This window comes from Dokdonella immobilis (genome assembly GCF_900115085.1).
Lineage (GTDB): Bacteria > Pseudomonadota > Gammaproteobacteria > Xanthomonadales > Rhodanobacteraceae > Dokdonella > Dokdonella immobilis.
The window spans coordinates 1-21872 of sequence record NZ_FOVF01000044.1; the positions used below are offsets into that span (position 1 = coordinate 1).

At 65.6% G+C, this 21872-nt stretch carries 15 protein-coding genes and 1 pseudogene; 14 read left to right on the forward strand and 2 right to left on the reverse strand.

The features are described 5' to 3' along the window. From BM125_RS20775 to BM125_RS18570, 12 genes and pseudogenes are all read left to right on the forward strand, one after another. Positions 1–430: pseudogene (locus BM125_RS20775) on the forward strand (hypothetical protein); the annotation flags it as partial. Between the two features lie 118 nt (positions 431–548). Further along, complete coding sequence (locus BM125_RS18520) at positions 549–2105, forward strand: tetratricopeptide repeat protein (protein ID WP_092410766.1); 1557 nt, start codon at positions 549–551, stop codon at positions 2103–2105. Positions 2106–2422: 317 nt separating this feature from the next. After that, on the forward strand, positions 2423–3097 hold the full coding sequence (locus BM125_RS18525) for a response regulator transcription factor (protein ID WP_342741304.1): 675 nt from the start codon (positions 2423–2425) through the stop codon (positions 3095–3097). 15 nt (positions 3098–3112) lie between these two features. Next, positions 3113–4477 carry a sensor histidine kinase gene (locus tag BM125_RS18530; protein WP_092410770.1) on the forward strand — a complete coding sequence of 455 codons (1365 nt, stop codon included), beginning with the start codon at positions 3113–3115 and terminating at the stop codon, positions 4475–4477. A 97-nt stretch (positions 4478–4574) separates the two neighbouring features. Next, entirely contained in the window at positions 4575–4790 is a 216-nt protein-coding gene (locus BM125_RS18535; protein ID WP_139225105.1) for a hypothetical protein, read from the forward strand. A gap of 410 nt (positions 4791–5200) precedes the next feature. After that, positions 5201–6142, forward strand: a complete 942-nt coding sequence (locus tag BM125_RS18540; protein ID WP_092410774.1) for an ABC transporter ATP-binding protein — start codon at positions 5201–5203, stop codon at positions 6140–6142. 1 nt (position 6143) lies between these two features. Continuing rightward, positions 6144–7751 carry a hypothetical protein gene (locus tag BM125_RS18545; protein WP_092410776.1) on the forward strand — a complete coding sequence of 536 codons (1608 nt, stop codon included), beginning with the start codon at positions 6144–6146 and terminating at the stop codon, positions 7749–7751. A 155-nt stretch (positions 7752–7906) separates the two neighbouring features. Continuing rightward, entirely contained in the window at positions 7907–8992 is a 1086-nt protein-coding gene (locus BM125_RS18550; RefSeq protein WP_092410778.1) for a patatin-like phospholipase family protein, read from the forward strand. Between the two features lie 204 nt (positions 8993–9196). Continuing rightward, the gene (locus BM125_RS18555) at positions 9197–9529 is read left to right on the forward strand and encodes a hypothetical protein (RefSeq protein ID WP_139225106.1); all 333 of its coding nucleotides are present in this window, start codon (positions 9197–9199) and stop codon (positions 9527–9529) included. A 77-nt stretch (positions 9530–9606) separates the two neighbouring features. After that, positions 9607–10443 carry a hypothetical protein gene (locus BM125_RS18560; RefSeq protein ID WP_139225107.1) on the forward strand — a complete coding sequence of 279 codons (837 nt, stop codon included), beginning with the start codon at positions 9607–9609 and terminating at the stop codon, positions 10441–10443. Positions 10444–10564: 121 nt separating this feature from the next. Next, on the forward strand, positions 10565–11416 hold the full coding sequence (locus tag BM125_RS18565) for a DMT family transporter (protein ID WP_175498196.1): 852 nt from the start codon (positions 10565–10567) through the stop codon (positions 11414–11416). Between the two features lie 129 nt (positions 11417–11545). Beyond that, positions 11546–12934: a M12 family metallo-peptidase gene (locus BM125_RS18570; protein WP_092410786.1), complete on the forward strand. Its 1389-nt coding sequence runs from the start codon at positions 11546–11548 to the stop codon at positions 12932–12934. A gap of 345 nt (positions 12935–13279) precedes the next feature. On the opposite strand, the gene BM125_RS18575 is transcribed toward BM125_RS18570, so the two are convergent. Continuing rightward, a complete protein-coding gene (locus BM125_RS18575) occupies positions 13280–13741 on the reverse strand; it encodes a GNAT family N-acetyltransferase (RefSeq protein ID WP_092410792.1) in 462 nt (153 codons plus the stop codon). A 198-nt stretch (positions 13742–13939) separates the two neighbouring features. Here BM125_RS18575 and BM125_RS18580 point away from each other — a divergent pair, with 198 nt between their 5' ends. Next, positions 13940–16387: a M14 family zinc carboxypeptidase gene (locus BM125_RS18580; RefSeq protein ID WP_092410788.1), complete on the forward strand. Its 2448-nt coding sequence runs from the start codon at positions 13940–13942 to the stop codon at positions 16385–16387. A 294-nt stretch (positions 16388–16681) separates the two neighbouring features. Here BM125_RS18580 and BM125_RS18585 read toward each other — a convergent pair whose 3' ends face one another. After that, complete coding sequence (locus tag BM125_RS18585; protein ID WP_092410794.1) at positions 16682–19744, reverse strand: WD40/YVTN/BNR-like repeat-containing protein; 3063 nt, start codon at positions 19742–19744, stop codon at positions 16682–16684. 212 nt (positions 19745–19956) lie between these two features. Between BM125_RS18585 and BM125_RS18590 the strand changes: the two genes are divergently transcribed. Next, positions 19957–21441 carry a choice-of-anchor Q domain-containing protein gene (locus tag BM125_RS18590; RefSeq protein ID WP_175498197.1) on the forward strand — a complete coding sequence of 495 codons (1485 nt, stop codon included), beginning with the start codon at positions 19957–19959 and terminating at the stop codon, positions 21439–21441. Positions 21442–21872: the final 431 nt, after the last annotated feature.

The following is a 21872-nucleotide window of genomic DNA, read 5'->3' on the forward strand; positions in this document are numbered from 1 at the left end:
GCAGTCGCGTCGCGGCGCTGGAGCGCATCTCCAGCGCCGCCTGATTTCCCCAGTTGGTTGCCAGGGCGGGCTCGAGCAATGTCGGCGACAGATCGGCCTTGCGCGAGGCTTCACTGCTCCGCTCCGCTGCGATCGTTCATCCGGCCCTGCGGCGGAATCGTCGCTGGCGTCGATTCCGCCTCAACCCTCCGCGCAAGCGCTCCCGGTCCATCGCCATGTCGAGTCCGGCGTCTTCGAACACTTCCGCGCGCTCTCGACCAACCGCATCGTCATCCTGATCTCGCACCGCTTCTCGACCGTGCGCATGGCCGACCAGATCATCGTCATCCAGGACGGCCGCATCATCGAGCACGGTAACCATGCGCAGCTCTTGCGGCAGGGCGGTCACTACGCCCACCTGTTCTCGTTGCAGGCGGCGGGCTACCAGTAAGCACTTCGCCTGGCGGCTGCAAAACCCCTCGTTCAGGCCAGCAAGCAAATCGAAGCCGGTGCTGGACATGGCATCCAGCACATCTGAACATGACGACTCTTGCAGAATGAGGTGAATCATGAAGTTCAGTGCCCTGGTACGCGTTGTTCTGCTCGGTACGATACTGGTTTGTGCCGGAGGCTATCTTTGGTTCGATCATGTCGCATCGGATGTCGTGGGCCCAGCTGACCGGGACTATGCTCGGACCTCGGTCCAACAAGAGGTTTTGCGGGCGATCCGTCAGGCCGAAACGATTGCGGATCCACTTGAGCGTTGCCTGGCCTATCCGAATCCGGTTGGGTATCGATGGCCCAGGGAGGAAATCGCTGCATTCTGCGCCGATGAGTTCACTCCGGCCCTTGGCTGGAGTGAGTTCAAGGACGCCATCGAAGACGGCAAGGCGGCAAAGATCGATCGTCGTCTTGATGCCTTGCTGGAGGGATACTTCGCCGGCAAGGTTCCAGAAGGTGCCTGGATGGCGGCGTACTCGAACAATTTCTCGGGCACCAATGCGTTGAACCTGGAATTGGTCGAACAGTGGATCAATCAGTCCCCAGGCAGCGCGCACGCCCTCGTTGCGCGTGGCATGCAGGAGTACGCAGTGGCCGCTGCAGCGCGCGGTGAAAAAACGATTGACGAGACCGATCCGGATGCTCTGGATCGTATGAGCCAGGCCAATGAGAGGGCCAGGGAACTTCTGGACAAGGCCCTGACCATCGATCCGCGGATCACGCCCGCATACCGGGTCCTGATCTGGATCGCCAAGTACGAGAGCGACGAGGACCTTGCGAGCCGCGCGATGGAGGCGGCCAATCGCGTGGACCCGGCGAACTTCTATGTTCGGGCAGCCATGATGGATACCTTTGAACCGCGCTGGGGCGGCTCGTTCGAGCAGATGGACCAACTCGCCGAAGATTCCGGCCGTTTCCTGGCCAGGAATCCCAGAATCGACAATCTTCGGGCCATGGCACTGGCGCATCGTGGCCTCTACCTGCATTTCGACAAGGACTATCGTGGTGAGATGCAGGAATACGAAAAAGGCTTGACCTTCGGGCCCGTGGGATTCTATTTCGATTTGGCGAGCGGTGCCGCCACTCAGCTCGACGACCATCTGCGTGCGGTTGAGTTCACATCGCAGATGCTGCGCTTTGGACCCTTCAACACCGACGCCCTGGGGCACCGCGCCCGTGAACTGAAAAAACTTGGCGAGGACGAGTGGGCAATGTCCGACCTCGAGCGCCTCCTGCAGATTCGTCCAAACGATCGTGATGCGCTTGGCGCCTATGCCAACAGTCTGATCAAGGCGGGCAAGCACGCCGCTGCCGAAGCAAGGCTGAAGCAGCTCATCGCCGCCGATCCGGATGACCGATGGGCGAGGCTTCAATTGGCCTGGCTGTACGGGTTTCGCTTGAATCGTCTTGATGAGGCCAACGCGATGATCGGCGACATGCTGGCGGAGGCACCTGAAGACGGCGAGCTCTGGCTGCAGCGGATCCGGCTGCTGGAGTCGCGTCCGGGCCCTGAAATGCGCACGGCAGTGGAATCCTTCCTGAAGTTTGCCGACGAGTCGTCGCCCGAGCAGATGAAGGCCATCCCGGTGGCGCGTGCCTGGTTGGCCAGCCATCCAGTGCACTGAGTCGGCGGTGGGAGTGGAAATTTGGTCGTCCAGCGCAAGCCGCTTCCGCTGGCAAGCAAGCGACTGGAGCGCTAGCCTGGAACTCCCTATTTTGGCGGCGGCCCTCGGCCAGGCAAAGGCCGGGCGCGTGCGCTCGCCGGAACGGGCGATGCCAAACTCCCTTGTTTTGCGGAACCGCTCGCGTTCGGCGCGGTCTGAGCGCAGATCCTGATCCGGGCCCAGGCAGAGGTATGGGTCAGGACCACAACGCCGTCGCCCGCTGACCGGAGCCCGACAGGCGGGTAACCCTTGCGCTCTGGAGGTCGGCGGTCTTGCGTGTGCTGATGGTCGAGGACGAGCCGGTGATCGCCAACTTCGTGGCCAGGGGTCTGCGTGAGGCCGGCCACAACGTCGATGCCGTCGGCACCGGTACGGATGGCCTGCATCGCGCTCGCGAGGAAACCTACGACGCGATCGTCCTCGATCGCATGCTGCCGGGCATCGACGGCATCGAGGTCGTGCGTCGCCTGCGCGCCGATGGCAACCGCACGCCGGTATTGATGTTGTCGTCGCTGGCCGAGGTCGAGCAGCGTGTCGAGGGTTTGCGCAGCGGGGCGGACGACTATCTGGCCAAGCCGTTCGCCTTCATCGAGGTGCTGGCCCGGCTCGACGCGCTGCTGCGCAGGCAATCCGGCAGCGCCGAGGAAGTGACCCGCCTGCGGGTGGCCGATCTCGAGATGGACCTGCTCAAGCGCAGCGTGCGCCGCGGCGGGCAACTGCTCGAGCTGCAGCCGCGCGAGTTCCGCCTGCTCGAATACCTGATGCGCCATGCCGACCAGGTCGTCACCAGGACCATGTTGCTCGAAGCGGTCTGGGACTATCACTTCGATCCGCAGACCAATGTCATCGACGTGCACATCTCGAAGTTGCGGCAGAAGATCGATCGCGATCGCGACGTTGCCCTGCTGCACACCGTGCGCGGCTCCGGCTATCTGCTCGGCGTGCGGCGCTAGCCGGTCGGTCAAGCCTTGCGCCTGGTCTTCCATTCCAGCCTGCATCGACTCGTCCTCGTCTACGGCCTGGTTCTTCTCCTCGCCTTTGCCCTGGTCGGCGGGGTCAGCCTGTGGGCCTTCGATCGTCTGCTCGAGCGCGACATCGAGCAAGCAGTCACCCTCGAAGACCAGGCCCTGATGGAGGTCTTTCGCACCGATGGGCGCCCCGGCCTCGTGCAGACCATCGCCGAGCGCAGCCGGTCGCCGAACAACAGCGAGGCGGTCTACCTGGTCATCGCGCGCAACGGCAAGGTCCTGGCCGGGCATCGCAATGAGCTGACCGTCAAGCTGCCCAGGCGTGGTGGCTGGATCCGCTATCCCTCGCGCGATGCACCGCAGAGCGACGACGTGCTGGCCTATGTGCGGGCGTTGCCAGGCGGGGGCTGGCTGGTCAGCGGCCGCACCACCGGCGAGCAGGAGCGCCTGCGCGAACTGATCACGCGGCTCGGTGCGGTCAGCCTGGTCCTTCTGGCCCTGCTGACCGGACTGCTCGGCTGGCTGTTGCGGCGTTCGATCAATCGTTCGCTGACCGCCTCGCTCGACACGGTGGATCGGGTCGCCGCCGGCCATCTCGACGAGCGCGTGCCGGAACGGCCGGGCAATGACGGCTTCGCCCGGCTCGGGCGTACCCTCAACCGGATGCTCGATCGCATCCAGGAACTGGTCGGTGGCATCCAGAGTTCGACCGACGCCATCGCCCATGACCTGCGCACGCCGCTGATGCGCCTGAAGGCGCGCCTCGAAGCGGTCGAGGCCAGCGCAGCCGGCGGCGCCGCGCAACGAAGCCTGGACGCCGCCATCGCCGAGGTCGACCAGCTCGTCGCGACCTTCAACAGCCTGTTGCGCCTGGCCCGGATCGAGGCGACCAGCGGACCGCCCAGGGAGACGGTCGCGCTCGACACGCTCCTCGAGGATGCGGTCGAGTTCTGGCAGGCCCTGGCCGAGTCGAAGGGGCAGCGACTTCGCTCGCGAATCATGCCCGTCAATATCGAAGGCGACCGCGACCTGATATTCCAGATGATCTCGAACCTGCTCGACAACGCGATCAAGTACGCGGGGCAGGGCAGCGAGATCACGATCGAACTGGGCCGCGTCGGCGACGAGGCCATACTGACCATCAGTGACCAGGGGCCGGGTATCGCCGACGACCAGCGCGAACGTGTCTTCGACCGCTTCGTGCGCCTCGAGCAGCATCGCGGAACGGCAGGTACGGGACTCGGACTCAGCGTCGTACGCGCCATCGCGATCCGCCACGGTGCCGATCTGCGGCTCGAATCGGCCAACCCGGGCCTGCGCGTACGCCTGGCCTTTGCCGTGGCCGGCGACATTAAGAATGTTTAATCCGTTGGCAAGGTCGCGATCAACAGCGCGGGCGCAATCTGCAGCTACCGGTCAAGCACCGGGGTCTGCAAGAAGACAACCCACTATGGAAAATGCCATGAACATGCGTACCTCCATCGCTGCACTCGCTTTCTGCCTGGCCAGCACGGTCACCTTTGCCGCCACCCCGGCATCGCCAAGGGCCAATCCGGCCAGCCCGGCAACCAGCGCTTCGTCGAGCACCAAGTCCACCGCTGCCATGCATTGTGGCCGCGGCCATGTGTTGCAGGACGGCAAGTGCGTTGCCAAGAACAAGACCAAGCCGAAGAACTGATTTTCCCGACTCCCCCACGAGAAAGACGCCGGGCTTGTCCCGGCGTTTTTTTGCGCCTGCGAACGGGCCTCGCCTTGATCGGACGCTGACCACGAGCGCATCTGGCCAGCCAGGCATGGCCCCACGCCGATAGGCGATTTCCGCGGCGAGACGGCGGCATGACCTATGACAGGGGCGGCAGGTTGTATGGTGTTGTAGTCTACCAGCACACTACAACGGAATCTGGTCATGCCAATGTCGCCTCAGTTCGCTCCCGTCCGTCTCGGCGCAACCCTGGTCTCACCGGCCAGGTCGTATTCCTCCGTCGATCGCCTGCCGTGGCGCCACCACGGCGACACCCGAGTCCCGGGCAACGGTTATCGGCGCAGTTATGGCCATGCGCTTCGTCCCATCCGCGCTGCGAGCGTTCGATGAGCGTCGTCGCCCCTGCGCGACCGGCCGCCGCTGCGCCCGCGCCTTCGGCCACACGACCGGCCTGCGAGTTGATCGTCGAAGCGGTGCGCTTCAGCTATCCGAACAAGAGCGAGGCCCTCGCAGGAATCGATCTGTCCCTGCGCCCGGGGATCCTGGGTCTGCTCGGACCGAATGGGGCGGGAAAGTCCACCTTGATGCGGATCCTCGCGACCCTGGCGCGACCGACCGCGGGGCGCGTGCTCTGGAATGGCATCGACGTTGCGCGCAAGCCGAATGCACTGCGTGCCTCGCTCGGCTACCTTCCGCAGGATTTCGGCGTCTATCCGGCGCTGACGGCACGTGAATTCCTCGCCTACCTGGCCGCCGTTAAGGGCCTTTCCGGCGCCAATGCCAGGGCACGCGTCGAATGCTGCCTGGCCGAGGTCGGCCTGGGCGACACGGCCGACCGGCGACTGGGCGACTTTTCCGGCGGCATGCGCCAGCGCGTCGGCATCGCCCAGGCCCTGCTCAATGACCCGCAGCTGCTGATCGTCGACGAACCGACCGTCGGGCTCGATCCCGAGGAACGCCAGCGCTTCCGCCATCTGATCACCGATCTGGCCGGTGCGCGAATGATCATCCTATCCACCCATATCGTTTCCGACGTCGAGGCCAGTGCGACCGCTCTGGCGGTCATGGACAAGGGACGCCTGCTGTTCGACGGCACGCCGGGCGAGCTGATCGCGCGCGCGCGCCATTGCACCTGGGAATGGCGGGTGGCCGAATCGGAAGTTGCCGGCGCCCGCGCAGCGCACACGATCAGCCAGTCCTCGCGCGTACCTGGCGGCGTGCTGTTGCGCGTGATTTCGGCCCGCGCACCGGCCGCCGATGCGACGCCGGCAAGCCCGGATCTCGAGGACGCCTACCTGTGGCTGCTGGCCAGCCGGGCCGGGCACTGAGATGGGTGCCGCCAATCGATTCGGTGCGATCCTCGTCGCCGACCTGCGCGAACGTACCCGGTCGACCCGCTTCTGGGTGGTCCTGGTCGCGCTGAGCTGGGCGTCGTGGTGGTGCTTTCCGCCGCTCGAAGCGCACTACATGACGGTCTCGATCGGCTCCGGGGTGCGCGGTCAATATTCCAGCGCGTGGATCGGCATGACCCTGGGCCTGCTCTATTCCACCCTGATGTCCTTGCTCGGCTTCTACCTCGTGCGTGGCACCCTGGTTCGAGATTTCGAAACCCGGGTCTGGCAATTGCTGGTCGCCACGCCGATGACCCGGGCCGGGTTCCTGCTGGCCAAATGGACCAGCCACATGCTCGTGTTCTGCCTGGTCATGGCAATCGGCCTCGCAGTCGGTCTGCTCGCCCAGCTCTGGCGTGCCGAGGACAGCACGCTGGACCTGATCGAACTGGTTCGACCGGCGATCTGGCTCAGTCTGCCCGCTCTTTCGATCACCGCGCTGTTCGCGGTGCTGTTCGACATGATTCCATGGTTGCGCCGCAGTGCCGGCAACGTTCTGTATTTCGTCGTCTGGATCGCGCTGCTGGCATTCTCGAGTACCGGGGAGAATCGACCGGTCAGCGACACCTGGCTCAGCGATCCGAACGGGATCGCCATGGCCTGGCGCGATCTCAAGTCGCAACTCTCGCTGGCCTATCCGCACATGACATTCGACGGACTGTCCATCGGGGGCGTCATGTTCAAGGGCGAACCGGCCATCTTCGAATGGACGCGATGGGCGCCGCGCTGGCTCGATATCGGCGGGCGCCTGCTCTGGGTCGGCGCTGCTCTGGTCGCGATCTGCGCAATGGCACCGGCTCTGGATCGCGCCGCAGCACGCACGAGCGCGGTGGCCACCCGCGCAGCCAATGCGCCAGGCCTGCGCCTGCGTTTGCTCGATCGGCTGCTGCGCCCGCTCGAAAGCCATCCTTCCGGGCTCCTGTTTGCGGCGGAACTGAAACTGCTACTGCGTCCGCGCCGCAGGCTTTGGTGGCTGGCCCTGGTGGTTCTCGGCCTTGTCCAGTTGTTCGGTTCGATGCAAGCGCTGGGCATCGCCTGCATCCTGGCCTGGCTGATCAGCACCGATGTCTTCGCCCGCACGATCCTGCGCGAACGCGAATCCGGCACGGCGGCGCTGCTGTTCTCGGCAGCCCATGTGCAGCGCCGCATGCTATTCGTGCGGGTCGGCGTGGCCCTTGGTCTGGCCGTGCTGTCGGTCTTGCCGGCGCTGCTCAGATTGAGCCTGGGCGATCCGCTGATCCTGCTGGCCCTGAACATGACCGCAGCCTCGATTGCCGTGGCGGGCATTGCCGTCGGCGCCGCCTGCCGGAATCCGCGACCGTTCGAACTGCTCCTGGTCGCCTCGGCCTATGCCGGAGCCCAGGGTCATGCCCTGCTCAACCCGACCACGGATCCGGCCGCCACGATCGCCCTGCACGGCATCCTGCTGCCCGCTTTCAGCGTTCTGCTTGTCGTGCTCTGGCCCCGTCATTGCAGGGTGGAAGAGCAAGGGGCGCCGTGGCGCGGCATGCTCAAGCGTCATCACGGCCGCAAGGCGCTGGCCTGATCGGGCGGCGGCGCACAGCGCTGCTGCCGGGAGGATCCATCAGCGGGGGCAGCGTCGGACCACTCGCCGCTGCCTCGCGCATTGTCGTATCGTGCGGGAACCGGGCTGCTCGCGAAGACCCAGCGAGTGCCGTCGCAATCCTGGCAGGGTAGACCATGGCTGCAACACGCAAGCGCGCGAATCCCTCGAAGAAGCCGCCGGCAACCGATGCCATCAAGCCGATCAACCTTGCCCTGCAGGGTGGCGGCTCCCATGGGGCCTTTACCTGGGGCGTCCTCGATCGCCTGCTCGAGGACGGTCGTGTCAGCTTCGACGGCATCTGCGGCACCAGCGCCGGGGCGATGAATGCGGTGCTGGTCGCGCATGGCCTGATGCACGGCGGGCACGACGGTGCACGGGCCAGCCTGGCCAACTTCTGGGAACGCGTCGGCCAGCTCGGTGCGATGCTCAATCCGGTCGCTGCCATGCTCGGCTCGAATCCGCTCACGCATGCCGGCAGCGATCCGCTGCTGGCCACCCAGCAGTGGGCGATGGAATCGTTCACGCGCACGTTCTCGCCCTACCAGTTCAATCCGATGAACGTGAATCCGCTGCGCGATCTGCTCGCGGCCTGCGTCGATTTCGAGGCCCTGCACCACTGCGGCGAGGTCAAACTGTTCCTCTGCGCGACCAACGTGCGCAGCGGCAAGGTGCGCGTCTTCGACAATACGTCGATGTCGGTCGATGCGGTGATGGCGTCGGCCTGCCTGCCGCACCTGTTCCAGGCCGTCGAGATCGATGGCGAGCACTACTGGGACGGCGGCTACATGGGTAACCCGGTGCTGTATCCGCTGTTCTACGAGACCGGCACGCGCGACGTGGTGGTGATCATGGTCAACCAGATGCACCGCGACGAAGTGCCGACGACGCCGGCCGCGATCGAGGACCGGGTCAACGAAATCAGCTTCAACTCGTCGCTGATGCGCGAGATGCGCGCGGTCGAGTTCGTCAGTCGCCAGCTCACCGAAGGCTGGCTCAAACCGGAGTATGCGCGGCGCATGCGCCACGTCCTCGTCCACCTGATCCGCGCCGATGCCTTCATGGGGACGCTGGCCGCGGCGACCAAGATCAGCACCGACATGCAGTTCCTCACCGGCCTGCGCGACCTCGGCCGGGCCAGCGCCACCCAGTGGCTGCAGGACAACCACGCGGCCCTCGGCAAGCGCAGCACGATCGACCTGCGCCGCGAGTTCCTCGACTAACCGCCACCATAGCCCCGGCCCGCGCACGCGCCGCCGAATCCGTCTCGACCTCGGATTCCGCCGCGATGATGCGGTCAGCCGCCGACCCGGATGGCCGCATGCGGGTGCGCGTGCCAAATCGGTCCGGGTCGATCGTTCGCTTTCGGGCCTGGGCGGCATTCCTCTGCTGGAAGGCGGCGATACCGGCCGGCCGGAGTCTGTGCGATGCCCATGGGAATGCGCGATGTCGCGCCTGAATCGGCAACGTCCCGCCGTTGGCCCGGCATTTCAAGGCAAGTGCTTGCGCTCGTCATTGCGGGCGGAGTTGCCGCCGCCCACGCCGGGTCCGGCCCGAGCCTGTCCACTTACGTGATCGCCGGCGGGGGTGGATTCAGCCAGACCCCAGGTGCGTGCCTGAAGCTGGATGGAACCCTTGGCCAGAGTGTCGCCGGATCGTCCTCGGGCGGGAATTTCGAGCTGAGCAGCGGCTACTGGGCCCTGCGCGACGCTCTCCGCAGCGACTCCCTTTTCAACAACGGTTTCGAGGAGTGCCTTTGATGGACACGGTCGATCAGCACGGACTTCGCGCTCTCCGGGATCCCCGGAGGCATCTCTTGCGCGCATGGGTATTGGCCTTGAGCGTGCTGCTGCCGATGGCAGGCGAGCTCGAAGCGGCACCGCAGTTGCCGGACTTCACCTATCAGGGCTTCCTGCGCCAGAACGGCGCGCCGGCCAACGGCGCCTACAATTTCTCCTTCACGCTGTTCAACGCCGCGAGCGGCGGTTCCCAGGTCGGAGCGACGGTTTCGGCGTCGTCCTTTCCGGTCGTCGACGGCGTGTTCACCCAGTCGCTGGCCTTTCCCGGCGCGTTCAACGGCACCCAGCTGTGGCTGGAGGTTTCCGTCAACGGCACGCCGATGCTGCCGCGTCAGGCCGTATCGACGACGCCCGTGGCGCAATTCTCATTGAGCGGTTCGATCAATGGCGCGGCGGGAGGCGACCTGGCTGGCAGCTATCCCAATCCGTCGATAGCCTCGTCCGCCGTGACCAACTCGAAGATTGCGAGCGGCGCGGTCACGAGCAGCAAGATTGGCTCGTCGGCGGTCACGACCAGCGCCATAGCAACGGGCGCTGTCACCGCAGACGAGCTCGCGTCGAATGCCGTCACTACGGCAAAAATCGCCAACGGTGCGGTGACCCTAAGCAAGATTGCGGGAGGTCGTGCAAACGGAAACATCGGTCTCGTGCTCAATGGCGGGCAGTGCTACGACACCAATGTGGGCGTTCCCGGTGCCCAGATTGGCGACATCGCCGTATTCAACATGCAGGCAAGCGCCGTGGTCGGCACGAATATCCTGATCTGGCCGATCAAGGTGTCGTCGGCCGGAAACGTATTCACCCGGTTCTGCAATGTCGGCAACACCGTTCAGTCGATCAACAACGAGGGCGTGATCATCGAGACGTTCCGTTGATCGGCGCCTTCCCGATCCAGGCCATCCGGGCGGGCCTGGATCCGGCCCGCGTCGAGCTTGCAGACCGGCTCCTTCATGGGTCGCCGACCGCAGCACGGCGTGGTCGGTTAGGATGCCCTCGATGGGCAAACCTGCTGCTTCGCGCGCACTGTTTCCGACCACCCTGGCCCTGCTGGCTTTTGCAGGCAATTCCTTGCTGTGCCGGGTCGCACTGCGCGACACGGTAATCGATCCGGCCAGCTTTACGACCCTGCGCCTGTTTTCCGGGGCATTGGCACTGGCCCTGATCGTGCGGCTGCGCCGGCGCGGCCAAGGGGGGCGGGGCCAATGGATTCCGGCGCTGGCCCTGTTTGGCTACGCGGCGGGGTTTTCCTGGGCCTACGTCAGCTTGCCCGCCGCGACCGGCGCCCTGCTCCTGTTCGGTGCAGTGCAGGCGACCATGATCGGTCGCGGCCTGTTCGTCGGCGAACGCCTGAGCGCCCTGCAGACCTGCGGGCTGATCGTTGCCATCGCCGGTCTACTGGTGCTCCTGGTGCCCGGCATCGGCGCGCCGCCACTGACGGGCGCCTTACTGATGCTCGGCGCCGGGGTCGCGTGGGGCATCTACTCGTTGCTGGGCCGGGGTGCCGCTGACCCGATCGGAGTAACCGCCGGAAATTTCCTGTTTGCCCTCCCGCTGGCCCTGGTCGTGAGCGCGCTGACCCTGCGCCACGCGAGCGTGGACCTGCCCGGAGCCCTCTACGCACTGGTATCCGGCGCACTGACCTCGGGGATCGGCTACGCGATCTGGTATGCCGCACTGCCGGCGCTTAAGGCGACCCAGGCCGCCACCGTGCAACTCAGTGTGCCGGTGATTGCCGCGGCCGGCGGCATCGTGTTGCTCGGCGAGTCGGCCAGCTGGCGCCTGATCGTCGCTTCGATGGCGATACTCGGTGGCATTGGACTGGTGCTGCTGGAGCGACCACGCGGCTGAATCGCATGCCTGATCGTCGCAACGCGGCCGACGAGGCGGTGCGACTGGTTCAAGCGGGCGGGGCACGGATTTCGGCATTCAGGGACGGCGGAGTTAGACTGCACAAGGCAGAAGCGACGAGTCAATCCGATGCGTACGTTCCCCGGTCCGGCCCTCAGCATTCTTCTGGTCTTCCTCAGCACGACCGGGTTGTGCGCGTCCCCTGTCGCTCCAAGGGCCCAACTGCTTGGTCACGCGAGCGCATCCGCGCGGGCCATCCTCCTGCCGGCGCGAGCCAGCGGCCTGGAGACGGTCGCGCTGAGCTTCACACCGCTGAAGGTATTCACCGATGATGCCGAATTGATCATCGTCGACCAGGATGGCCATGCACACCTGTCCGAGCTTCCCGACACGCGGTTCTACCGCGTTGCGGCAGCGAACGCTCCGGGCCTGGCAGGCGTACTCGCCGTTGCCGACGCGGGCAACATTTTCGGCCTGGTCCGCAGCGGCACGGAATTCAGCCAGCTACGGTTTGCGCCCGATGGCCAACTGACCCTGGACCGGATCGACATGGGAGCGGTGCCTGCACGCGACTTCCGTTGCGCCAACGATCATTCCGCGAGTGGAATGTCCATGGACGCGACGGGCATGCTTGGACACGTGATGCCTGCCGAACCCGATCCTGCTGCGGCGTCCGCTGCATATACGGCACGCATTGCCATCGAGACCGATACCGAATTCCTGGGGCGCTTTTCTGGCAACACGACCAATGCCACGAGCTACGTCGGTGGCCTCATCGGCTTCACTTCGACCATATACGATGCCCAGGTGCAGACCAACATGCAGGTCTCGTTCCTGCGTCTGTGGACATCGCCCGATCCCTACGTCGAGAGCACACCCGAATGCCTGTTGCTGGAATCGGGAAACTACTGGAACGCAAACCAGACATCGACATCGCGAACCACCATGCACTTCCTCAGCGGCAAGACCACGACCGCGGGAATCGCCTGGATCGGAGTGCTCTGTCGGGGTGCATTCACGACCTCGCAATCCGCGGTCGGCGCAAGCTGCTCGAGTCTCGCGGCAAGCGGCAGCTTCGGTGGCGGATACGGCGTTACCGAGGGCATCTCGGGCAGTTTCAATCCGGGCAGCCCGAGCGTGGTCTGGGACGTGGCCGGAGTGGCCCATGAAATAGGGCACAATTTCAACTCTCCTCATACTCACTGCTACGGCGGCATCGGCGGCAGCCCCGACCCGGTTGACCAGTGCTATGCGAGTGAATCGGGCTGCTACGCCGGGACGCCAAGCCTGCCGGGGCCGCAGGGGCAGGGCAGCGGAACCATCATGAGCTATTGCCAGCTGCGTGCCGGCGGATTCAGCAACGTGGCACTGACCCTTGGCGCCGGCCATCCGTTCGGTGTCCTGCCCGGGCGCGTGCCGTCGCGCATGTTCGCGCACGTTCAGTCGCAGGCCGGCAGCAATCCGGGATGCCTCGCCCTGCAGGCCATCGACCTGATCTTCGCCAACGGCTTCGACTAGGGAGGCTCTGAACAAGTGGCGCAACCGTCACGACGCCTGCCTGTGTGCAGATCGCGACGCGTCGACGCAGACAGACTGGCTGTCTTTCAAGTCGACGCAACAATGATCTGCGCGCAGGCAGGCGTCGCCTGACTGATTGATTGGATGCTGAAAAGGTGGCGTCCAGAAGGCTCCCCACATGTACCGCGCGCTTCGTCAAGGCAACCCGCCTTCACTTCGCCACGCGGTACATGTGGAAGACCTTCTGAACGCCATGACGACTTTGCTACTTGATGAGACCCTCCCTAGCTTCCCTGCTAGTCCGGTGCGCCAGGCCCGGCCGGCGACAAGCAGGGACGGCGCCGATCAGAGTGCCCTGGTCATGAACACGCTGTAGGGATCCTCCACGTAGCCGTTGAACGGGCCGCAGAAGATGAATCCGAAGCGGGCATACATCGCCCGGGCCGGTTCGAACGCGGCCATCGAGCCGGTTTCCAGACTGAGTCTGCGATAGCCGCGCTGGCCGGCGACCGTCAGCAGGTGCTTGAGCATCGTCGCAGCGACGCCCTTGCGCCGGTGTGCGCTTGCCGTGCGCATCGACTTGATTTCGCCATGCGTGGAATCGAGCTCCTTGAGCGCACCGCAACCGAGCAGGTCGTTCCCGTCCCACGCCGTCCAGAACGTGATGCCCGGCTGGCGCAGGGCTTTCAGATCGAGGGCGTGGATGCTTTCCGGTGGTGAATGCAGGGCCATGTTCTCGAGGTGTTCGCGCAGCAAGGCATGCACGGCTGGTGCGCTGAGGTCGTCGGTGCGGATCTCGGGCGGCATGGCGGCCATATCCGTGGAGCGGTCGAGGGAATCGATGGTAACGCCGCTCTGGTCCGCGGCGATCATTTCATCCGCGGTCGCGGGGCCTATCGGGTGCGATCTGCGCTGATGCGGACTGGATCGGGAAGGATCGGCAGTAATTGCGCGCTGCCGCTGGTACCATCCGGCGCTTCCTGCTGGGGGTAGGGTGACCTTTCGATGCGTGCATTCCTGATTGCCATTGCCATGCTCTGTGCCGCCGGTGTCACCGCACGCGCCGACGATTGGGCCATCGACGCGGACTGGCAGAGTCCGGCTGACCTCGCCCGTCTCGCGCCGCATTTCCAGCACCTCAAGATCGACCGCAAGCTGCATGCGGTCGCCCTGGTCGCCGACGATGCGCAGCTCGCCATGCTCGATGGCATGGGAGTCCGCTACAAGATCGATGTCGCCGGCACCGCCAACCTGCGCACTTTTTATAGCGAGGCGTTCAATCGCGACCGCAGCATTCCTGGCTATGCGTGCTATCGCACGGTCGAGGAAACCTACGCCACGATGGACCAGCTGGCCGCGGCCCATCCGAGCCTGGCCCAGGTCATCGACATCGGTCCGACCTGGCAGCGCACGCAGAACGCTTCGACCGGATACCAGATGCGGGTCATGCGCATCGGCAATACGGCCACCGACGCGACGATACCGGACAAGCCGAACATGGTCGTGTTCAGTTCGATCCATGCGCGCGAGTACGCACCGGCCGAGGTCAACACGCACTTCGCCGAATGGCTGCTCGACAACTACGGCAGCGATCCCGAAGCAACCTGGCTGGTCGACCACGAGAATTTCCACCTGATCCTGCAGGCCAATCCGGACGGTCGCAAGAAGGCCGAGGGCGGGCAGTCCTGGCGCAAGAACACCGATACGGCCAACGCCAGTTGCGGCAGCAGCTCCGGTGTCGATCTCAATCGCAACTTCCCGTTCCACTGGCGCATCGTGCCCGGTGACGGTGGATCGAGCAGTTCGATCTGCAACGAGACCTTTCGCGGCCCGGTCTCGCTGTCCGAACCCGAGACCGCCAATCTCGTCGCCTATGTCGCCGGCACCTGTGGCAACGACGGTGTCTGCACCGGCGGTATCCTGCCGGATCTGCGTGCCGGGCCCCTGCATCCGGCCAATGTGTCCGGAGACGGCGGCGCTGCAGCGCCGACGAGCTATCCGGGCATGTTCCTCGACATGCACAGCTACGCCGCACTGGTCCTCTGGCCCTGGGGCGATACACCGAACGCCGCGCCCAACGGTCCCGCCCTGCGCACCTTCGGCAAGCGCCTGGCCTGGTTCAACCAGTATTCGCCCGAGCAGTCCGACACCCTCTATCCGACCGACGGCGCGACCGACGACAACTTCTATGGCTCGCTCGGCGTGCCGGCCTTCACCTTCGAACTCGACCAGTCGTTTTTCGAGCCGTGCGCGCCACTGCTCAACAAGACCATTCCCGACAACCTGATGGCGCTGCGCTACGCCGCGCGCAGCCTGCACGCACCCTACCTTCTGCCTGGTGGTCCCGATATCACGAGCATGTCGGCCAGCCCCGACCTGGTCGCCGCAGGCACCGCGGTGACGGTCAATGCACGCATCGACGACAGTCGCTTCAACCAGGAAAATTCCACCGAGTCCGTGCACAACATCGCCTCGGCCGCCGCCTACATGGATGGCCTGCCCTGGGAAGGCGCGCTGGCGGTGGGTGCGCTGACGGCGGACGATGGCGCCTTCAACAGCCCGACCGAAAATGCCAGCGCGAGCATTTCGACCACAGGGCTGGGCAGCGGCATGCACCTGCTGTTCGTGCAGGGCACCGATGCCTCGGCCCAGGCCGGCAGTCCAAACGCGGTTTTCGTCGAAGTTGCCCAACCGAGCGAGATCGCCAGCCTGGCTGGCACGATCAGCGCGCTCGCGGACGGTGCGCCGCTGGCCGCCACGCTGCACGTGACCAATCCGGTCAGCGGTGAGAGCCGCACCGCGAGCAGCAGTGCCATCGATGGCGGCTATCTGCGCCCCATGCACGCAGGCTTGGTCAATATCCATGTCGATGCGCCGGACGGCTATCTGGCCGAGGACATCAGCGGCGTCGACCTGACGGCGGGCGCGACGCAGACCCGTGATATTGCCCTGTTCAGCGCCTGCAGCATCCTCGACGACGACGTCGAGGCCGGCAACAGCGGCTGGACCGCGCAGACACCTTGGGCACGAATCAACAACGTGGCCGGCAATTCAACCTATGTCTGGGGCATGACCTCGTACCCCGACAACCTCAATGCCAGCCTCTCGCGCACGCTCGACCTGAGCGGCTATTCGGGCAGCACGTTGCGCTTCGATGATCGCTGCGACACCGAGTCGGGCTACGACTTTGGCAATGTCGAAATTTCGGTCAATGGCGGCAGCAACTGGACTCTGCTGTACCAGTGCTCGGGTCGCAGTACCTGGCAGAGCAACCGCATCGCGTTGCCAGCCTCGACCGACAACGTGGCCGACCTGCGACTGCGCTTTCGCCTGAGCAGCGATTTCAGCCAGACGCGCAGTGGCTGGGCCCTCGACAACATCGTCGTCGAATCGGGCGGTGCCCAGTGCCGCGCCGACCAGCTCGACCGTATCTTTGCCGACGGCTTCGAGTAGAGCGAGCAGCCCCGATCCCGCGATTGCAGCGGGTGCCGGGTCAATTCGCTCCGTAGACCGAATCGTCGGGGTTCGCTGGCACTCACCACCAATCTCCAGGCTTGCGGTTTGATGCGACGACTTCGGCGGGTCGACTCGAAGGACGGCGCGGGTTCCGATGGCGCCACCGGCGATTCCGCATCGTCGTAGGTTGGCGGTGAGCGCCAGCGAACCCCAACGGCTTCGCCGCATTACAGCCCGGAGCCGCGCACACGCCAGTCCAGCTGTGCGCTTCGCATCCGCGAACGGTTCGCCTTATTGGACCGGATTGGCTTGCCGGAACAGGGCCCAGTCGCGCAGCGTGATCTCGACCAGATCGGCGAGGCGTTCGGCGCCTGCTGTGGCGTCCGGTGACGGCGCCGCGTCGGCGCTCTCGATCGAGCCGAACAGTTGGCCGAGGGCGCGATCGAGGTAGGTCAGGCTGCGCGTGGTCTTCGGCGGGAATGCCCAGGCGTTGATCGGATTCGGTGCCGGCGTGCTGCCGCTGATTTCATTGAGGTCGGTTTCCAGTTTGGCCAGTTTCCTGCGCGTGCTGGCATCGGTTGCCGCGGCCTGCTTTTCGGCCAGCGCCTTGCGCAAGGCGGTCGCTTCCTGCCGCGCCTCACCGATGCGCGCCTGCAGCGCCTCGACCTTGCGCGCCAGCGTGAAGGCAGCGGCATAGCCGGCCGGGGCAAGGTCGACGCGCGGGTCGGGGGCCACGGTCAGCGTCTGCGTGAAGGTCTGGCCATCGACACGAAGTTCGACGGTGTATTGGCCCGGTGGCGCCCAGGCGCCATCGGCGTAGGCATTGGCCGGCTCGGTAAGGGACGGATAGTGCAGCGACCAGACGAAGCGGTGCATGCCAACGCCGCTTGCGAGTGCGCGCGGTGGTTGGACCCATTCGGGAGCCGAGCCGATTTGCGAAACATCGATCGGTTCGGGCGGATTCGCGCTCGACCACTCACGCACAAGTTGACCTCTGGCGTCCCTGATCGCCAATTGCACGGGGCCTTGCGCATCCTCGGCGAGCCGGAAATCGATCGCCGCACCGGCGAACGGATTGGCCGCCATCGGCTCGTCCCGGGGCAGTGGCGTGCCGGTGAAATCGGCCACGCGATAGCGGATCGCGGCGGCCGGCGCGAACAAGCGCGTGGCGACGGGCTGTGCCGGATCGAGCTGGCGCAGCGCGCTGATGTCATCGAGGATCCAGATGCCGCGGCCGTGCGTGCCGATGACGAGATCGTCGCCGTGCACGTCGATGTCGCGCACCGAAGTGCGTGGCAGGTTGCGCTGCAGGCTTTGCCAATTCGCGCCATCGTCGAACGAGACGTACATGCCGAGTTCGGTCGCCGCGTAGAGCAGGCCCTGGCGCTTCGGGTCCTCGCGCACGGCGTTGACGAAATCGCTTTCTCGGATGCCGCTGACGATCAGTTGCCAGCTCCTGCCGGCATCGCGGGTGCGGTAGATGTAGGGCCTGCGGTCATCGAGTCGATGGCGGTCGATCGCCGCGTAGGCGACATCGGCATCGAAATGCGAGGGCTCGAGGATGCCGACCTTGGACCAGGCGGTCAGTGCCTTCGGGGTCACGTTGTTCCAATGCGTGCCGGCGTCATCGCTGCGCCAAATCAGGCCATCGTCGGTGCCGGCCCAGATCCTTCCATCGCGCAACGGCGAGGAAGCGATCGCGTAGACCACGCCACGGCGCGGACCCAGGCCGAGATTGTTGGCGGCCGTAACCTTGTCGAGGTTGGGCGGCAGCGGCGGATTTTCGCGAGTCAGGTCCGGGCTGATCGCCTGCCAGCGCTCGCCGCCATCGGTGGTGCGCCAGATCTTCTGGTTGCCGTAGTAGAGCGTGCCCGGGTCGCGGCGGTCGAAGACCAGCGGCAGGGTCCAGGTGTTGCGGTAGAGGTCCGGCTCGGCCAGGGTCGGATCGATCGAGCGGGTCTGGCCGGTGCGCAGGTCGAGCTTGTCGACGCGGCCGCCATAGATGATGTCGGGGTTGCGCGGGTCCGGCGCGATCATGCCCGATTCGCCCCCCGCGGTGACCTCGCGGAATTGCATCATCGTGATGCCGCTCGGCGAATTGCTGCGATTCGGCAGGGCGATCGCGCCGGAGTCCTGTTGCGCGCCATAGATGAAATACGGAAAGCGGTCGTCGGTGACGATGTGGTAGAGCTGGGCAGTCGGCTGGTTGTACCAGCTCGACCAGGTCGCGCCACCGTTGACGCTGACGATCGCGCCCTGGTCGACGCCGAGGATCTGGCGTTGCGGGTCGCTCGGATCGATCCAGAGGTCGTGGAAATCGTCGCCGGTGTTGTCGCCCTTGAGCGGGATGAAGGTGCTGCCGCCGTCGTCGGAACGCAGCACGATCGTATTCAATGCATAGATCCGGTCGGCATTCTTCGGATCGGCCGCGATGCGGCCGAAATACCAGCCGCGGGCCCAGATCCGGTTGTCGCTGCTGGTGCGGCGCCAGTTCTGGCCGGCGTCGTCGGAGCGATAGAGTCCGCCCGCTTCGCCGTCGACGATCGCGTAGACGCGCTTCGGTGCGCTGGCGGAAAGCGCGATGCCGATACGCCCGACCTGGGCCTCGGGAAAGCCGTTGCCGCGTAGCGGCTGCCAGCTGTCGCCGCCATCGGTCGACTTGTACAGGCCCGAGCCGGGGCCGCTGGCCGGCGGGTAGATATTCCACGGCGTACGTCGCGCCTGCCACAGGGCCGCGTAGATGACCTTCGGATTGCCCGGTTCGAAGGCCAGGTCGATCGCGCCGGTGGCGTCGTCATTGCCGAGGATCCGCTGCCAGTGCGCGCCGCCGTCGCGGGTGCGGAACACGCCACGCTCCGCATTCGGCCCATACGGATGGCCGAGCGCGGCGACATAGGCGAGATCGGGGTCGCTCGGGTCGACGAGGATGCGGCCGATCTGCTGCGAATCACCGAGGCCGATGTGTTTCCAGGACTTCCCGGCATCACGTGAAAGGTACATGCCATCGCCCTGGGAGATGTCCGAGCGCATGTCGGCCTCGCCGCTGCCCACGTAGATCACGTTCGGATCGGACGGAGCGATCGCGAGGGCGCCGATCGAGCCGATCGGCTGCTCATCGAAGATCGGGTTCCAGGTGCGGCCGGCATCGATCGACTCCCAGACGCCGCCGTTCACCGCGCCGAAATAAAAGTGATTCGGTTGGCCCGGCACGCCACTGACCGCAAGCACGCGTCCGCCACGAAACGGGCCGACCAGTCGCCAGTCAAGGTGCTCGAAGGTCGATGAATCAACCGTGGCCGCAGTGGCCATGCTGGCGCTTGCCAGAAGGATGCAAAGCAGTGGACGCCAGGGCATCGCGAATCCTCGAGGACGGTGGACCGGGCGATTGTAGCGGCTCGCGCCACCTGTCGCGGCGCCCGACGGCAAGGCGACCCCCTTGCGCCGGCGAGCGATGGTGCCGCGACTGAACTGATAGGAATGGCGATCGCATTCCGTCATGGAAGGCAACTCGCGAAGTCGCCCAGGGCGATTCGACTCGAGCGACCGCAACCATGAAGGAGAACGCCATGAAGATGTTCCGCCCACTGTTCGGTGTGGCCCTGTGCAGTGCCAGCTCGCTCGCCGCCGCCGCCACGTTCACCGTGACCACGCTGGCCGATTCGGGCACCGGCAGTCTGCGTGCCGCGATCGCCCAGGCCAATGCGACGACCGCTCCGGACACCATCGTCTTCCAGAACGGCCTGGCCGGGACGATCGGCCTGCTCACGGGCGAACTGGTGATCACGCAGAACGTCGTCATCAATGGTCCCGGGGCCGACCGGATCACCCTCGACGGGCGCGGCACGAGTCGTGTGTTCCGCTTCGACAACCCGACCGGAGAGGCACGCAGCTGGTCACTGAGCGGCCTGTCCGTGACCGGTGGACTGGCCAATCTGTCCGGCAACGACAACGGCGGCGGTCTCTACTACGAGACGCCGGCGTTCTCGTCCGTGCGCCCCGTGATCACGCTCGGCAACATGGCCTTCGTCGGCAATGAGGCCGCGCGCAACGGCGGTGCCGTCTACGTCTCGGGCGCTGATCTGACGATCAGCGATGCGACCGTGCTCGACAACAGGGTGCGCAATGGCTTCCAGCCGTCCGGCGGCGGTCTCTACTTCAACCGTGGCACGGTTCGTCTCAACCGCTGCTGGATCGGCGGCAACGTTGCCGAGCTCAGCGGCGGCGGCGTGGCAATGACCTCACCGGGCGTCAACGCGGTAATCACCGACACCCTGATCCAGGACAACCAGGCCAGCCTGAGCGGCGCCGGCATGCAGGCCGGCACGATGTCGAGCCTGAAGATCTCGCGCAGTGCCTTCGTCGGCAATACCCTGACCAGCCAGCCGGAGGGCGCAGGACTCGATTTTGCCGGCGTCACCGACCCGGGGTCCGCCGAGAACATCATCGAAAACACGACCTTCTCGGGCAACGTGGCCTTGAACCAGGCCGGTCGAGGCAGTGCGGTAGCCGTGGCCCAGGGCAACCTGACCGTGCGCAATTCGACGATCGCCTACAACCAGACCGCGCCGAACCTGGCCCCCGACGCGAATGGCGGCGGCGCGCTCTGGGTCGCCAACGGCAACAGCACGCGGGTGACCGTGCAGAGCACGCTGTTCGTCGGCAACACGCATGGCAACACGCAGTTGCCGAAGGATCTGGCCCGCCTGTCCGGCGGCAGCCCCGGCAGTACCCTGGCGGTCGACCATTCGGCGTTCCCGGCCCTGCCCGCGGCCGGCATCATCACCGCCTTCGGCAGCGGCAACCTCGAGGTCGAGGCCCAGCTTCAGCCGCTGTCCTTCGCGCAGGGTGGCCTGACCCCGGTACATCCGCTGGCGAAGACGAGTCCGGTCATCGACATGGGCAGCAACCCGGGTAATCTGGACACCGACCAGCGCGGCAACGGATTCACGCGTGGCTGGAGCGATCCGGACAACCGCAACGGTGCGACCGACATTGGCGCCTACGAGGTGCGCGGCGATGCCCTGTTCGTCGGCGATTTCGAGCAGCACTGAAACAGCAATGATGTGGGCCGTGGTGGGTCGGCTGCGCGCCGCGCCGGCCCATCGACGCCATCGGCCTCATCTAGGGAGGGTCTGAACAAGTGGCGCAACCGTCACGACGCCTGCCTGCGTGCAGATCGCGGCGCGCCGACGCAGACAGACTGGCCGTCTTTCAAGGCGGCGCAACAAAGAGCTGCGCGCAGGCAGGCGTCGCCCAAGCGATTGATTCAATGGAAAAGGGTGGCGTCCAGAAGGCCCGCCACAGGCACCGCGCGGCTCGTCAAGGCAACCAGCCTTCACGTCGCCACGCAGCACCTGTGGCGAGCCTTCTGAACGCCATGACGATTGCGCCATTTGTTCAGACCCTCCCTAGGGTGGGAGATGCGACGTCCGGGACGCAACGGCGCTGCACGATGGCAACACCCTACCTGGCCGAGCGTCGC

Coding starts and splice junctions, on each gene's coding strand:
- BM125_RS18580 (WP_092410788.1), top strand. CDS start 13,940: ATGCGTGCATTCCTGATTGCCATTGCCATGCTCTGTGCCGCCGGTGTC.
- BM125_RS18555 (WP_139225106.1), top strand. CDS start 9,197: ATGCCCATGGGAATGCGCGATGTCGCGCCTGAATCGGCAACGTCCCGC.
- BM125_RS18570 (WP_092410786.1), top strand. CDS start 11,546: ATGCGTACGTTCCCCGGTCCGGCCCTCAGCATTCTTCTGGTCTTCCTC.
- BM125_RS18535 (WP_139225105.1), top strand. CDS start 4,575: ATGAACATGCGTACCTCCATCGCTGCACTCGCTTTCTGCCTGGCCAGC.
- BM125_RS18565 (WP_175498196.1), top strand. CDS start 10,565: ATGGGCAAACCTGCTGCTTCGCGCGCACTGTTTCCGACCACCCTGGCC.
- BM125_RS18575 (WP_092410792.1), bottom strand. CDS start 13,741: ATGCCGCCCGAGATCCGCACCGACGACCTCAGCGCACCAGCCGTGCAT.
- BM125_RS18540 (WP_092410774.1), top strand. CDS start 5,201: ATGAGCGTCGTCGCCCCTGCGCGACCGGCCGCCGCTGCGCCCGCGCCT.
- BM125_RS18590 (WP_175498197.1), top strand. CDS start 19,957: ATGAAGATGTTCCGCCCACTGTTCGGTGTGGCCCTGTGCAGTGCCAGC.
- BM125_RS18545 (WP_092410776.1), top strand. CDS start 6,144: ATGGGTGCCGCCAATCGATTCGGTGCGATCCTCGTCGCCGACCTGCGC.
- BM125_RS18585 (WP_092410794.1), bottom strand. CDS start 19,744: ATGCCCTGGCGTCCACTGCTTTGCATCCTTCTGGCAAGCGCCAGCATG.
- BM125_RS18520 (WP_092410766.1), top strand. CDS start 549: ATGAAGTTCAGTGCCCTGGTACGCGTTGTTCTGCTCGGTACGATACTG.
- BM125_RS18550 (WP_092410778.1), top strand. CDS start 7,907: ATGGCTGCAACACGCAAGCGCGCGAATCCCTCGAAGAAGCCGCCGGCA.